General features: G+C 68.1%; 12 protein-coding genes. 5 read left to right on the top strand and 7 right to left on the bottom strand.

Annotation, left to right across the window (positions count from 1 at the left end; genetic code table 11):
• Positions 1 to 5: 5 nt before the first annotated feature.
• Genes Cte04_RS19650 through Cte04_RS19665 form a run of 4 tightly spaced genes read left to right on the top strand, consistent with a single transcriptional unit; the run spans position 6 to position 5112 of the window.
• Positions 6 to 1634, top strand: a complete 1629-nt coding sequence (locus tag Cte04_RS19650) for a 3-(methylthio)propionyl-CoA ligase (RefSeq protein WP_066483132.1) — start codon at positions 6 to 8, stop codon at positions 1632 to 1634.
• Between the two features lie 46 nt (positions 1635 to 1680).
• Positions 1681 to 3045 carry an MFS transporter gene (locus tag Cte04_RS19655; RefSeq protein ID WP_245633451.1) on the top strand — a complete coding sequence of 455 codons (1365 nt, stop codon included), beginning with the start codon at positions 1681 to 1683 and terminating at the stop codon, positions 3043 to 3045.
• Complete coding sequence (locus Cte04_RS19660) at positions 3042 to 4037, top strand: YeiH family protein (protein ID WP_066483139.1); 996 nt, start codon at positions 3042 to 3044, stop codon at positions 4035 to 4037. Before Cte04_RS19655 ends, Cte04_RS19660 begins: the two co-directional genes overlap by 4 nt.
• A gap of 25 nt (positions 4038 to 4062) precedes the next feature.
• Positions 4063 to 5112: an AraC family transcriptional regulator gene (locus Cte04_RS19665; protein ID WP_083526768.1), complete on the top strand. Its 1050-nt coding sequence runs from the start codon at positions 4063 to 4065 to the stop codon at positions 5110 to 5112.
• Between the two features lie 100 nt (positions 5113 to 5212).
• Here Cte04_RS19665 and Cte04_RS19670 read toward each other — a convergent pair whose 3' ends face one another.
• From Cte04_RS19670 to Cte04_RS19685, 4 genes are all read right to left on the bottom strand, one after another.
• Positions 5213 to 5872, bottom strand: a complete 660-nt coding sequence (locus Cte04_RS19670; RefSeq protein WP_066483151.1) for a DsbA family oxidoreductase — start codon at positions 5870 to 5872, stop codon at positions 5213 to 5215.
• Between the two features lie 5 nt (positions 5873 to 5877).
• Positions 5878 to 6942, bottom strand: a complete 1065-nt coding sequence (locus tag Cte04_RS19675; RefSeq protein WP_066483154.1) for a beta-keto acid cleavage family enzyme — start codon at positions 6940 to 6942, stop codon at positions 5878 to 5880.
• An 80-nt stretch (positions 6943 to 7022) separates the two neighbouring features.
• Positions 7023 to 7868 (bottom strand): TauD/TfdA dioxygenase family protein, encoded by an 846-nt coding sequence (locus Cte04_RS19680; protein ID WP_066483157.1) that lies wholly within the window; start codon positions 7866 to 7868, stop codon positions 7023 to 7025.
• Between the two features lie 185 nt (positions 7869 to 8053).
• Complete coding sequence (locus tag Cte04_RS19685) at positions 8054 to 9013, bottom strand: Bug family tripartite tricarboxylate transporter substrate binding protein (protein ID WP_066483163.1); 960 nt, start codon at positions 9011 to 9013, stop codon at positions 8054 to 8056.
• Between the two features lie 420 nt (positions 9014 to 9433).
• Between Cte04_RS19685 and Cte04_RS19690 the strand changes: the two genes are divergently transcribed.
• Positions 9434 to 10654 carry a porin gene (locus Cte04_RS19690; protein WP_066483170.1) on the top strand — a complete coding sequence of 407 codons (1221 nt, stop codon included), beginning with the start codon at positions 9434 to 9436 and terminating at the stop codon, positions 10652 to 10654.
• Between the two features lie 230 nt (positions 10655 to 10884).
• Here the strand turns inward: Cte04_RS19690 and Cte04_RS19695 are convergent, their stop codons facing one another.
• From Cte04_RS19695 to Cte04_RS19705, 3 genes are all read right to left on the bottom strand, one after another.
• Positions 10885 to 11217, bottom strand: a complete 333-nt coding sequence (locus Cte04_RS19695; protein WP_157082195.1) for a hypothetical protein — start codon at positions 11215 to 11217, stop codon at positions 10885 to 10887.
• 192 nt (positions 11218 to 11409) lie between these two features.
• Positions 11410 to 12123, bottom strand: coding sequence for a response regulator (locus tag Cte04_RS19700; RefSeq protein WP_066483176.1), 714 nt, complete (start codon positions 12121 to 12123; stop codon positions 11410 to 11412).
• A gap of 12 nt (positions 12124 to 12135) precedes the next feature.
• Complete coding sequence (locus tag Cte04_RS19705) at positions 12136 to 14841, bottom strand: DUF4118 domain-containing protein (protein WP_066483180.1); 2706 nt, start codon at positions 14839 to 14841, stop codon at positions 12136 to 12138.
• Between the last annotated feature and the right edge of the window lie 41 nt (positions 14842 to 14882).

Below are 14882 nucleotides of genomic sequence, written 5' to 3' on the forward strand. Positions count from 1 at the left end.
TTGCGATGAATGGCTTGATGATGGATAGGCCGCTGCTGATCTCCGGCCTGCTCACCCATGCGCAGCAGCAGCATGCGGAGCGCGAGATCGTGTCGCGCCGCGTCGAAGGCGATGTGCACCGCTACACCTATGGCGACATGGGCCGGCGCGCGCGCCGGCTGGCCAATGCGCTGGCGGCGCGCGGCATCGCCCGGGGCGAGCGCGTGGCCACGCTGGCCTGGAACGGCTACCGCCACATGGAGCTGTACTACGCGGTCTCGGGTTCGGGCGCCGTGCTGCACACCATCAACCCGCGCCTGCATGCGGACCAGGTGGCCTGGATCGCCGACCATGCCGAGGACCGGATCCTGTTCTTCGACCTCACCTTCCTGCCGCTGGTCGAGGCCATCGCCTCGCGCGTCTCCACCATCCGGGCCTTCGTCGCCATGACGGACCGGGAGCACATGCCGGCCTCCACCGCCCTTCCCGGCCTGCTGTGCTACGAGGATCTGCTGGCCGGGCAGGCGGACCGCTTCGACTGGCCCGACCTGGACGAGCGCAGCGCCTCCTCGCTGTGCTACACCTCGGGCACCACGGGCAATCCCAAGGGCGTGCTCTACAGCCACCGCTCCACGCTGCTGCATGCCTATGCCGCGGCCCTGCCCGATGCGCTCAACTACTCCAGCCACGACACCGTGCTGCCCGTGGTGCCCATGTTCCATGTGAATGCCTGGGGCATTCCGTACATCGCGGCCATGGTCGGCGCCAAGCTGGTGTTTCCCGGCCCCTGGCTCGACGGCCCATCGCTCTACGAGCTGTTCGAGGCCGAAGGCGTCACGGTCTCCGCCGGCGTGCCCACTGTCTGGCAGGGGCTGCTGGCCCATGTGCAGGGCCACGGCCTGCGCTTCGGCAGCATGCGCCGCACCATCATCGGCGGCTCGGCCTGCCCGCCGGCCATGATCGAGGCCTTCCAGCAGCAGCACGATGTGCAGGTCATCCACGCCTGGGGCATGACCGAGACCAGCCCGCTGGGCAGCGTGAGCCGGCTCACGCCGCGCCAGGCGGCACTGGAGGCCTCGCAGCGCCAGGCCCTGCAGGCCAAGCAGGGACGCGCCGTGTTCGGCGTGGAAATGAAGATCGTCGATGCCGCGGGCCAGCGCCTGCCGCACGACGGCCGCACGCCGGGCGAGCTGATGGTGCGCGGCCCCTGGATCGCCAGCGGCTATTTCCGCGGCGAAGGCGCAGGCCCGCTGGTGGACGGCTGGTTCCCGACCGGCGACGTGGCGACCATCGACGCCGACGGCTTCATGCACATCACCGACCGCAGCAAGGACGTGATCAAGTCCGGCGGCGAATGGATAGGCTCCATCGACATCGAGAACATCGCCATGGCCCACCCTGCCGTGGCCATGGCGGCCTGCATCGGCGTGCGCCACCCGAAATGGGACGAGCGGCCGCTGCTCGTGGTCGTGAAAAGGCCCGGCCACGAACTGTCGCGCGACGAGCTGCTGGCCTTCTTCGCCGGCCGGGTCGCCAAGTGGTGGACACCGGACGACGTGGTGTTCGTCGACCAAATTCCGCTCGGCGGCACCGGCAAGATGCAGAAGAACCAGCTGCGCGAAGCCTACCGCGACCATTTGCTGACACCCGCGTAAACGCTGCCGCCAGAGCAGCGCCGCACAAGCACCGGAGACAAGCGCCATGGCAATGGACCTGCAAATGGCCGACCCCGGCCGCCCCGACCCCGACGGCTACCTGTTCGGGCGGGGCCCGGCCTGGTTCGCGCTGATCATGACCGTGGCGCTGATGATGGTCGACTACATCGACCGCCAGGTCATCGTCTCGCTGTTCCCCCACCTCAAGCAGGCCTGGGGGCTGTCGGATAAGCAGCTGGGCTCGCTGGTGTCGGCGGTCTCGATCACCGTGGCCGTAGGCGCCATGCCCATTGCGCTGTGGGCGGACCGGCACAGCCGCGTCAAAAGCATTTTCCTCATGGCCATGCTGTGGAGCCTGGCCTGCATCTCCTGCATGTTCACGCGCAGCTACGGCCAGTTGCTGGCAGCACGCGCCGTCGTCGGGGCGGGCGAGGCCGGCTATGGCTCGGTGGGCTCGGCGCTGATCGCCAGCCACTTTCCGGCCCGCATGCGCGGCACGCTGATGGCGGTCTTCTTCTCCGTGGGCTCGCTGGGCTCGGTGCTGGGCGTGATGCTGGGCGGTGTCATCGCCAGCCACTGGGGCTGGCAGGCCGCCTTCGGCGTGGTCGGCGTGCCCGGGCTGGCCTTGTCCCTGCTCTACATCTTCGTACGCGACTACCGCACCGTGCAGCTCACCCCGCGGCTGGACCGGGCGACGCAGACCCCCGCCAGCATGGCCCGCGCCATCGCGGCGGCGCTGGCGCGCTCGCCCACCATGCTCTGGGTGAGCCTGGGCGGCTCGGCCCAGGTCGTCGTGCTGTCCACGGTCTGGGCCTGGCTGCCCAGCTACCTGAACCGCGCCCAGGGCCTGGCGCCGGCACAGGCTGCGATCAACGCCGCGCTGGTCGTGCTGTGCGGCGCGGCCGGCGCCGTGCTCACGGGCGCACTGGTGGACCGGGCCGGCCGCCGGCGCCAGCGCGGCAAGCTCCTTGTCCTGGCCCTGCTGTGCCTGCTGTCCATGGCCGTGCTGATACCGGCGTTCGCCGCACCCGGCAGGGCGTTGTCGCACCACCAGCAGCTGGCCTGGATCGCTGCAGGGGGCCTGCTCATGACCTGCTCCACCGGCCCCGTCGTGGCCATCGTGATCGACGTCATTCACCCTGGCATACGCGCCACCGGCAGCGCGGTACTGGCCTTCTTCCTCAATCTGTTCGGCCTGGCAGCCGGCCCCTTCATTGCCGGCATGCTGTCGGACGCATGGACCCTGCCCCGGGCCATGGCAGCCATGCCCGCGTTCTCGATACTGGCCGCGCTGTGCTTTCTGGTCGCCGCGCGCAGCTATGAAGCCGACGTACAGCGCATCCGCGACCAGGTCCAGGCCGAGGAAGCCGCCGGCGCCTGCAATACATCCCTCCGGGGGCAGACCCCATGAACCATGCCATTGCCCGCAGCCGCGCGCTGTTTCCCGGCGTGATCGCCTGCGCCGTGGTCGCTGCCGCCGCGTCCTTTCTGTCGCAGCACTACGGCGCACCCGTGATGCTGTTCGCGCTGATGCTGGGCATGGCGATGAACTTCCTGTCCGGCCAGGGGCCATGCAAGCCCGGCATAGAGTTCACCGCGCGCCAGCTGCTGCGCTGGGGCGTGGCGCTGCTGGGCCTGCGCATCACGGGCGCGCAGGTGGTGTCGCTGGGCTGGCAGCCGGTGCTGGTGGTCGCCGTGTCGCTGGTGCTGACCATCGGGCTGTCGATGATCGTGGCCAGGCTGATGGGCTTCAACATCCTGTTCGGCCTGCTCAGCGGCGGCGCCACGGCCATCTGCGGCGCCTCGGCGGCCCTGGCGCTGTCGGCGGCGCTGCCGCCGCACCCGCTCAAGGAGCGGGCCACGCTGTTCACCGTGGTGGGCGTTTCGGCCCTGTCCACCTTCACCATGATTCTCTACCCCATGCTGGCACGCTCCCTGGGGCTGGACACGCAGACGGCCGGCATTTTCCTGGGCGCCACCATCCATGACGTGGCCCAGGTGGTGGGCGCGGGCTACGGCATGTCCCAGCAAGTCGGCGACACGGCCACGCTGGTCAAGCTGATGCGTGTGGCCACGCTGCTGCCGGTCATCCTGTTCGCCGTGGCCTTCACGCGCGCCACGGGCCGTGCCGGCGACGGTCCCCGCCCCCCGCTGCTGCCCTGGTTCGCCGTCGGCTTCGCGGCGCTGGTGGCGCTCAACAGCACGGGCTGGCTGCCCAAGGCCCTGGCCCAGGCGGGCAGCGGCCTCTCCGGCTGGCTGCTGGTGGCGGCCATGGCCGCCATCGGCATGAAGACCCAGCTGCGCGAGCTGGCCACCGTGGGGCTCAGGCCCGTGGTGCTGATGGTGGGCGAGACGGTCTTTCTGGCCGGGCTGGCCCTGGCGTTGCTGCGCTGGCCGCATTGATGAAGGAATGCAAGGAGGCCGCACCATGGGCATGCCACCGAGCAGCAGCCGTCTGATCCGAAGCGCCAGCCTTGGCGGCTATGCCGACCTGATGCGCTCGCTGGGCCATGATCCGTCCACCCTGCTGCGCGCGGCCGGGCTGTCGGCGCGCCTGCTGGACAACCCGGAAACCCGCATCCCCATCCACAGCGTGCGCGTGCTGCTGGAAACCGCGGCCCGCACCACGGGCGTGGAGGACTTTGCGCTGCGGCTGGCGGCGCGGCGCAGCTTTTCCGACCTGGGCCCCATCAGCCTGGTGCTCAAGGACGAGCCCACGCCGCGCCAGGCGCTGGACAGCCTGTGCCGCTACCTGAAGCTGCTCAGCGCCGGCATGATCGTGCGCATCGAGGACGCCGGCGCCAATGTGCTCATCCGCCAGGAGCTGATGCCGATTGCGGGCCTGGCGACCCGCCAGTCCATGGAGCTGACGGTCGCCATGATGTTCCGCATCCTGCGCGAGCTGATAGGCCCGCAGTGGAGGCCGCTGCAGGTGAGCTTCATGCACCGGGCGCCGGCGGACCTGGCCGCGCACCGCGCCTTTTTTGGCCTTTCGCCCCTGTTCGACCAGGCCTGGAACGGCATGGTCTGCTCGCTGGCCGATCTGCAGCTGCTGCGCACGCAGGGCGACCCCGGCGTGGCGCGCTTTGCGCGCGACTACCTCGAAACCGCACTGGACCGCCGCACCGAAGGCATGCAGGCCGCCTGCACGGAGCTGATCGTGGCCTTGCTGCCCGGTGGCCGCTGCACGGCCCAGCAGGTGGCGCGGCACCTGGGCGTGGACCGGCGCACGCTGCACCGGCACCTGAGCGCCGAAGGGCAGAGCTTCTCGGAGCTGCTCAACCGCATCCGTACCGAGCTGGCGCTGCGCCATCTGCAGGAAAGCAATCTGCCCCTGGGCGAAGTGGCCAGCCTGCTGGGCTTTTCCATACCCAGCAGCTTTTGCCACTGGTTCCGGGCCAGCTTCGGCGCCAGCGTCTCAGACTGGCGCAGACAGCGGGCCGGACAGGAAGGGCAATCGCATCTAAATTTTCAGTAAAAACAAGGCAGTGTCTGGGCGTACTTCCGTGTGTGCCGCCGGCGGCAGAGACCGGGACTCGCCCCGGCCTCTGTCTCTAAAACCGGCAAAAAGGGCTGATTTAGATGCGATTGCCTTGGCCGGACAGGGCGATCCCCCGGCCGATCACCCGGCGCATGGCGCTCCATAGCATGTCGGCCGGCTGGGCGCCGGACAGCGCATAGGCGCGGTTGAACACGAAGAAGGGTACGCCCTGCGCGGCAGCTTCCATTGCCGGTTCTTCCTGGGCAAAAGGGCCGGCCGGATCGACACCCTGTTCGGCCGCGATGGCCGTCAGCACATCCGCATCGCCCAGGTTTTCGCCGCGCGTGAAATAGCCCTCGAACAGGCGCGCTAGCAAGGCGTCGAAGGCCTCGGCCGCCAGTTGCGCCCGACCGGCGGCCAGCAGGCGATGCGCATCGGCGGTGTTCGGGAAGACGGTGATGCGCGTGTAGTCGATGGGCGCGCCCGCGCGGCGGGCGGCATCCTGCACCTGCGCCCGGCGCGCCAGCACCGCCTCGCGGCTGCCCAGGCGCTGCTCGTAGAAGGCATCGAAAGGCAATCCCTGCGGCGGCACCTGCGCAATCAGCTGCACGGAATGCCAGGTGGTCTGCACCTGCAGGCCGGGGTCGGTCCGGCGCAGGCACTGCACGGCCTGGTCCAGGTGGTGCTTGCCTATCCAGCACCAGGGGCAGACCAGGTCGAACCACACTTCGACCGAAAGCGTTGCTGCCTGCGTCATGGCGGTCAGGCCGTGAAAACCTTGCGCAGAAAGCCCTGGTTGCCGCCGTTGCGGTTGGGCGCGAAGCCGTTGGCGGCCAGGCTTTCTTCCACGCTGTCGTAGAACACGCCGATCTGGCTGATCTCGCGCGCCTCCTTGGCGGTGGCGATGGGGCGGCCGAACTCCTCGGAGATGCGCACCAGCTGCTCGATCTGCGACACCGTGCTGGCCTTGGCGCTGCGCTTCTGGTTCCACAGGCAGTCCTCGGTGCCGCAGCGCACGTGCAGACCGGCGGCGATGCCCCACATGTTCACGGGCAGCACGTTGCGCACGTTGCTCTCCACCGTCAGCACCGCGCCGTCGGGCACGGCGCGCACGAAGTTGGCCAGGCTGTAGAGGCTGGGCGCGTCCATGCCGCCGCCGATGGCCACCCAGTTGAGCACCAGCGGGCCCATGTACACGCCCTTGCGCATCAGCCGCTCCACCGACTCGAAGCTGTTGATGTTGTAGCACTGGAAGGCGCTCTGGATGCCGGCCCTGGTCAGGCGGCGGATGTGCTCCTCGACCCAGCCGGGCTGCGAGGGCACGGTCATTTCCTTGTAGGCGTTGAAGATGGCCGGGATCTCTCGCGAGGTGCCTTTGAAGTCCGCATCCTCGGCCTGTTCGGTCACGTTCATCTGCGAGGTGTTCACGGTCACCGTCACCTGGTCGGGCACGGGCTCCAGCTCGGCCAGCATGTGGCGCGTGTCGTCGCTGAGCCACTTGGCGGCCGCCCCCTCGTTCTCGGGGGCGAAGCTGATGGAGCCGCCCACCTGGATGATCATTTCCGGCACGGCCTTGCGCACGCCGGCGATCAGCTCGTTGAACTTGGACAGGCGCTTGCTGCCCTTGCCGTCCAGTTCGCGCACATGCAGGTGCAGCACCGTCGCACCCGCGTTGTAGCAGTCCACGGCCTTCTGGATCTGCTCTTCCATGGTGACCGGAATGTCTTCGGGAAAGTCGGATGGCAGCCAGCCAGGCGCATAGGGTGCGGCGGTGATGATCAGGGGCTGCTGGTTTTCGGGGAACAGGTGGCCGTCGAGGAAGTTCATGGCTGCGCTCCAAAGAGAATATTTGAATGAAATAGGCCTTTAGCGCCCGTCTTACAAGCGCTGCAAGCTATGGTTTTTGATCAATACGGAATGTCGCCGACGATCCCCGCGCGCTCCATCTTGCGCGGCGCGGGGAAGTAGTCGTTGCAGGCATAGTGCTGGGTGCTGCGGTTGTCCCAGACCACGATGTCGCCCGGCTTCCACGACCAGCGCACCTGGTATTCAGGGATGCTGGCGCGGCTGGTCAGGTAGTTGAGCAGCAGCGACGCGCCGGGCGATTTGTCGATGCCGTGGCGCACGTTGTCGGGCGTGCTCCAGTTGACGAAGTGCGAGGTGAAGCCCGCGCCCACGAACAGTACCTTCTCGCCCGTCTCGGGGTGGGTGCGCACCACGGGGTGCTCAGCGGCGGGGTGTTCGGCCACCAGCCTGGCGCGCGCCTCGGGCGTCATCACCGCGCCGAAGCTGTGCTCGATGCTGGCCTTGGCGCGCAGATTGGCGATCTGGTCCTTGACATAGTCCGGCAGCTCCTCGTAGGCCTTGACCATGTTGACCCAGATGGTGTCGCCGCCGATCTCAGGGCACTCTATGCAGCGCAGCACCGCACCCATGGCCGGGTTCGGGCGCCACAGGCCATCGCAGTGGTAGACGTTCTCATAGCTGTGCGGGTTGTCGCTGCGGTAGATGCGCACCAGGCCCGGGTGGTCGGGGTCGCTGCCGACCACAGGATGGTCTTCGAGCGGACCGAAGCAGCGCGCGAAAGCCACGTGCTCGGCGCGCGTGATGTCCTGGCCACGGAAGAACAGCACGCGGTGCTTGAGCAGCGCGGAGCGGATCTCCGCGAACCGCTCCGCGCTGCGCGCGGCTTCGCCCAGGTGGATTCCCGAGATTTCGGCGCCTATGGCCGGGGTGAGTTGTCGGATGTGCATGGCCCTTGTCTCCTGTGCGGGGTTCAGGGCGTGTTCACGATCTATCGTGAAGGAGTGCAGATGCGGATCGGGATGGGCTGCCAGGCGCGAACCGCAGCAATAGCTGTGCTATTGCGAGGATTTGCAACAAAGCAGACCGCCCGGCTCCGCGCCTGTACACCCGCGAGGAGATCGCGAACACGCTCTCAGTTCACGGTGATGCCGTATTTCTTGACGATGCCGGCGTTGCGCTCGGACATGGCCCGGGTTTCGCGCTGCAGCGCGGCCGTATCGGTGATGACCTCGGGCTCCAGGCCCACATCGGAGAGCTTTTGCTGCACCGCGGGCGCCTTGGCCACTTTCTCGATGGCGATGTGCAGGCGGGCCAGCACGTCGGCAGGCAGCCTGGCCGGGGCGATCAGGCCCACCCAGCCCCGGAACTGCAGGTCGGGATAGCCCAGCTCGGTCGTGGTCGGCACATTGGGCAGGTGGCGCGAGCGCTGCGGCCCCGAGAAGGCATAGGCCCGCAGCTTGCCGGCCTTGATCAGGGGGACCGAAGTGAGCATGCCGTCGAACATGACGTCCACCTGGCCGCCCAGCACGGCCTGCAGCGCCGGCGGCGAACCGGGGTAGCCCACGTGCTGCATGTCCAGCCCCGCCTTGTCGCTGAGCACCAGGCCCGCGTATTGCGACACGGTTCCGGGGCTGTAGCTGGCAAAGCTGGTCTGGCCCTTGCGGGTCTTGAGCTGCGCCAGCAGGCTCTGGAAATCCTGCGCGGGATAGCTGGCGGCCGTCACCAGCACCACGCCCGAACGGGCGAACGAGGCCACGGGCACGACGTCCTTGAGCGGGTCGAACGAGGTCTTGATGACGTGGGGAATCTCGGCCAGCAGATTGCTCGCGCCGACCAGCAGCGTTTGCCCGTCCGCTGGGGCCGACAGCAGGGCCTGCATGCCGATCATGCCGCCCGCGCCGGGCTTGTTCTCCACCACCACGGTCTGGCCGGTGTCGCTGGACAGCTGCTGCCCCACCACGCGGGCCACGATGTCCATGGTGCCGCCCGGCGGCGCGGGCACGATGAGCTTGATCGGCTGGGCGGCCCAGGCCGCACCGCAGGCCAGAGCGCAGCCTGCAAGCAGCGCCAGGGTTCGTCGCTTCATATCCATGTCTCCGTTCTTGGTTGGCTTGGCTTCAGAACGTTGACGGTCTCCACGCCGCCGGGCTGGAGCGCAATCGGGATGAGTTCGAAGCGGCGGCTCGCAGCTTGCACCACGGTGCAAGCAGGAGCCGGCGCGAAGAAATCGCCCGATGGCGTCCCCCCTTCGGGTCCGTCGCTTTGCGGCGCGAGGAGATTGTCAACACATCCTCAGTATCCGGAGCCACCGCGCCGCTGATTTGCTTTACCGGGACATGAACTTGCTTTGTTGGGACAAATCCGTTGCAACCCTGAGTTGCTGCCCCCGCCGATGGCATGAAGTGCACAGCATCTGGCATGGATTGCCAAAGGGCGCCGCGGCTCCTTTCCTAGAGTGCAGTCACGCGGACCCCACCGCGTCACCACCTATAACGAAATGGAGACATGACTCATGCAACGCCTTGCCTTCTGTTCCCTCAGCCTTTGCACGCTGCTCGCCACCGGCACTGCCTGCGCGCAAACCTCGGTCACCCTGTTCGGCGTCATGGACGCGAGCATCAGCCGCTACAGCGTGCGCAGCGAATCATGGGATGCGGGCCCCGCGCGCTCGGTCCGGCAGAGCACCTGGGCGCTGTCGCCGTCGGGCAATCTCGCCAGCCGCATCGGCATCCGCGCCACGGAAGACCTCGGCGGCGGCCTTGCGGCCGGCATGTGGCTGGAAGCCCCGGTCACCAACGACACCGGGGGCGGCGCGCTGAACTTCGGCCGCCGCTCCACGGTCAGCCTCTCGGGCCGGCTGGGCGAGCTGCGCCTGGGGCGCGACCACACGCCCTCCTTCCTGAACGACTGGGCGTTCGATCCCTTCACCTCCAACGGCGTGGGCCTCAACCTGATTGCCGTGGTCAACAGCAATCTGGCCACGGCCCGCGCGCTGGCCACCCAGAGCACGGGCAGCCTCACGGACCGGCTGCTGGGCGGCGGCCTCTCGGCCGGCACCGACAACTATCTGCGCGCCAGCAATACCATCGGCTACCACCTGCCCGCAGGCCTGGGCGGCGTGTACGGCCAGGCCATGTATGCCTTCGCGGAAAACTCCAGCCAGCGCGGCCGCTATGCGGGCGCGCGCCTGGGCTGGGCCGGCGGCCCGACCGACGTGGCCGTGGCCTACGGCGAGAGCACGCTGGGCAATGCCGGCGCCAGCGCCGAAAAGATCAAGTCGCTGAACCTGGGTGGAAGCTACGATTTCGGCTCCGCCAAGGTCTTCGGCGAATGGTCCGACGTGCGCAACGAGCGCCATGACGCTGCCACGCTCGCCCCCGTCAGCGACCGCTACCAGGGTCTCCTGGCCGGCATCACCATTCCGGTGGGGGTCCACATGGTGCGCGCCTCCTATTCGCGTGTGCAGTTCAGGAGCGGCCAGGGCACGGGCGACTCGTCCGTCAACAAGCTGGCGCTGGGCTATGTGCACAACCTGTCCAAGCGCACGGCGCTATACACCACCATCTCGCGCATCAGCGTGGGCAACGGCCAGAACAATCCCGGCATCATGGGCGCCACGCCGCTGGTCGTGAGCAGCCCGATCATCATGCCCCAGCCCTCCTATGTCACCACGGGCGGCATGCGGCCGGCTGGCGCCCTGGGCTTCGACATGGGCCTGCGCATGATGTTCTGAGTCTCGGGCAGGTGCGCAGATCGGTGCGGACCGCCGAGGGCAACGACCGTTGCTTCATCCGGCACGCGCACTCCGCCTGCCCGGCATGCCCGTCCGCTGAGCCGAGCCTGCGCATGGCTGCAAACCGTCGGACCGAAGAGTTCCGCCGGAACGCTCAGCTGCCGCAAAGGCGACGGCAGTCCACTTACCGTGCCGCTGCACCCTGCTGGCGCGGGAGCCGGGGATGGCGCTCAAAGCCCGCCATTGCGGCTGATCGCGCACAGCTTGGGCGAATCGGCGGACAGATCCATGATGGCGTACTTTTCCATGGAAACGATAAAGGCAAAAAAAGGCGTATACCCCTCGCTGGAATCCGTCTTGACTTCACCGCAGATATGGAAGGCTCCCTTTTCCTTCTTGTCTTCAAACACTTCCAGATTCTTGATATCGGCTATGCCATGGCCTTTGAGCTTTTCTGCCAGTGCGCTTCTCAGCACGGACTGGCTGATCTCCGGCACCCCTTCAGCCAGTGCGGCCCCACCACAGGCCAGGGACAGAAAAAGAGCCGCCAAGGATTTGCGCATTACCTCTCCCGATGGGTGATTTTTCAATAGCGGCTGCAGCAAGCAGCCGCGAAAGTTTTTTGTTGAGGAGAGCAATCTAATTCATTTCGCATGCGTTGATGAGGAATCCTGCTCCCGCCGCGCGCATTCTTGACTTGGGTCAAACCGGAATCCGGCGCCTTCTAGCGCCTGCCTGCACGGTCCTTGGATCGGCTACTGCGCCTGCAGCGCCAGGCCCACCAGCCGGTAGCCCACCTGCAGCTCGGTCTGCAGATGCTGCGGCTGGGCCGGGTCGGCCTCTATCTTCTGGCGCAGATTGGCCATGTGCACGCGCAGATAGTGGGGCCGGTCCAGATATTCCGGCCCCCAGACCTGCAGCAGCAGCTGGCGGTGCGTCAGCACCCGGCCCTGCCCGGCAATCAGCGCCGCCAGCAGGCGGAACTCTATGGGGGTGAGATGCACGGCCTGCGCTCCCCGCCGCACCTCGTGCGTGGCCAGATCGACCACCACTTCACCGAAGCGCGCGCGGCTGGATGGCGCAGCCTCGGCCGGCAATTGCTGGCGCCGGCGCAGCAGCACGCGCAGCCGCGCCAGCAGCTCGGGCACGCCAAAGGGCTTGGTCAGGTAGTCGTCGGCACCGGCATCGAGGGCTGCGACCTTTTCCTCCTCTCGGTCCCGCGCCGACAGCACCAGCACGGGCAAGGGACTCCAGCTGCGCAGTTCCGCAATCACGCTCTTGCCGTCGGCATCGGGCAGGCCCAGGTCCAGCACCACCACATCGGGCTGGCGGCTGGCCGCCTCGATCAGGCCGCGCCGTGCCGTCTCCGCCTCGAACACCTGCCAGCCTTCGTCCTCCAGGGCCAGGCGGACAAAGCGGCGTATCGCCAGGTCATCTTCGATCAGTAAAACGCGGTGGGCGGCAGTCATGGGAAAGTCGGTTCAGTCATCCAGCGCGGGTTGTTCCGGAACGGGCAGGCGGATGGTGAAGATCGTACCCGGCCCGGGGTGGGCCGAGGCGGCCTCCAGCCGCCCACCATGGGCTTCGACGATGCGCTGCGCCAGCGTCAGCCCCAGGCCCATGCCGGAGACCGTGGACTCGACCACACCCCGGGTGAAGGGCTCGAACAGCATGTCCGCATCCAGATGCCGGGGCAGGCCCGGGCCGTCGTCCTGCAGCGTCAGCAGACAGACATCGCCGTCGGGCCCGTGCTGCACCTGGCCGGTCAGCGCCAGCGTCGTTCCGGGCGGAGTGTACTTGGCGGCATTGTCCAGCAGATTGACCAGCACGCGCTCCATCAGTACCGCATCCACATGCAGCAACGGCAGCCCGGTGGGCAGATCGGTGCGCACCACATGTGCCGCCAGGCGGTCGTGCATCTGCCGCAGCGCGCTGCCCGCCAGTTCCTCGACGGGCAGCCACTCGCGCTTGAGGTGCACGCCGCCCTGCTGCAGGCGCGCCATGGCCAGCAGATTGTCCACCAGTTGCTGCAGCGTCTGTGCCTGATCGCGGATCTGCACCAGCATGTCCGCCGCCGGGCCCGCCGGTACCCGCGGCAGGGCCGCCTGGGCAGCGCCCAGGATGCCGGTCAGCGGTGTGCGCAGATCGTGCGACACGGCCGACAGCAGGGTGTTGCGCAGCCGCTCGCCTTCCATGGCCACCTGGGTCTGCTGCGCCACCTCGACGAAGTGCACGCGTTCCAGCGCCAGCGCAATCTGGCTGGCACAGGCATCCAGCAGCCGGCGCTCCTCCGGCACATCCAGCTGCCGGGGCTTGCGCAGCTGCAGCACCAGCACGCCGCGCACGCGCACCGGCGCCATCAGCGGCACATACAGGGCCGGCGATGCGGGCAGCGTGTCCGTCCCCTGCCCGGCCGGCTGGCCGTGCTCCATGCTCCAGCGCGCAATGCTGGCATCCATCACGCCCTGGCTGCCGGCCACGGCGTGCAGGTTCTCCTGGGCGTCGGGCAGCTGCAGGCCCGCCTGCGCATCGAACACCCCCGAAACCGTGGTCAGCGCAATTTGCGCCACCTGCTCCTGCGTGAGTGCGCCCGACAGGTCGCGTGCCAGCCGCGCCAGCGCCCCGGCGCGCCGCTCGCGTTCGGCCGCCACGCGCGCCTCGTGGCGCAGCCGCGCCATGAGCTGGCCGCAGACCAGCGCCACGCCCAGCATCAGGCTGAAGGTGAACAGGTATTGCGTGTCGTTGACCGAGAAGGAGTCGCGCGGCGGCACGAAAAAGTAGTCGAAGCAAAGCACGGCCAGCAAGGCGGCCCATGCGCCGGGTCCGCGCCCCCAGCGCAGGGCCGAGAGCACGACCACCAGCAGGAACAGCATGACGACGTTGGCCGGCTCGAACACCTGCAACAGCAGCTCGGCCACCGCGGTGGCGGCAAAGCAGGCCAGGGTCGCACCCGCATAGCCAACCCATGCAATCGGCTTGCGATCCGCGATGGGCTTGCGCACAGCGCTCTCATTTTTGGGTAACGGCGGAGACAGCACCAATACATCCAGCCCCGGGTCCAGCCGCGCAATCTGCTCGGGCAGGCTGGTCGCCGTCCAGGGCAGCCAGCGCGACACGCGGCGCGGCATGCGGGCCAGCACCAGGTGGCTGGCATTGCGCTCGCGCGCAAAGGCCACCAGGGCCTGCGCCACGTTGGCGCCGGGAATCGTGGCCGTGTCGGCCCCCAGGCGCGCGGCCAGGGCCAGGGTCTTGAGCACGCCCTCCTGCGCCCGGCGTGGCCGGTGCTGGCGCTCGGGCGCATCCACGTAGACCACCATCCAGTCGGCTTCCAGCCGCCGCGCCAGGCGTGCGACCTGACGCACCAGCGCATCGTCGCCGGCGTGGCCGCCCACACCCACCAGCAGCCGCTCGCGTGCAGGCCAGACATCGCCGATGGAACGCTCGCGCCGGTAGTCGCGCATATCCTCGTCGACACGGTCGGCCGTGCGCCGCAGCGCCAGCTCGCGCAGCGCCAGCAGATTGCCCAGGCGGAAGAAATTGTGCGAGGCGCGCTCGGCCTGCTCCAGCGGATAGACCTTGCCCGCCTTCAGGCGCCTGAGCAGCTCCTCGGGCGGGATGTCGACCACGATGACTTCGTCGGCGTTGTCGAAAATCCGGTCTGGCACGGTTTCATGCACCTTGATGCCCACGATGCCGCCCACCACATCGTTGAGGCTTTCCAGGTGCTGCACGTTGAGCGTGGTCCAGACATTGATGCCGGCAGCCAGCAGTTCCTCCACATCCTGGCAACGCTTGGGATGGCGGGCGCCCGGCACATTGCTGTGCGCCAGTTCGTCCAGCAGCAGTATCTCGGGATGGCGCCGCAGCGCGGCATCGAGATCGAACTCGGACAATTGCCGCCCCTGGTAGGGCAGATGCCGGCGCGGCAACTGTTCGAGGCCGTGCAGCTGCTGCTCGGTCTCGGCCCGGCCATGCGTTTCCACCAGGCCCACCAGCACTTCGTGCCCTGCCTGGCGTTCGCGCTGCGCAGCCGCCAGCATGGCATAGGTCTTGCCTACGCCGGCGTTGGAGCCGAAGTAAATGCGCAGCTTGCCGCGCGCGGCAAGCTGCTGCTCGGCCTGCAGCTGGGCGACCAGCGCGTCGGGATCGGGGCGCGGGGCAAGCGGTGGGGAATGGGTCATGGGCATCGGGTCATCAGCGTATCACTGGCGGGCGGGGAAAAAGGCAG

It is taken from the genome of Comamonas terrae (assembly GCF_001544075.1).
GTDB classification, from domain to species: Bacteria; Pseudomonadota; Gammaproteobacteria; order Burkholderiales; family Burkholderiaceae_C; genus Comamonas; species Comamonas terrae.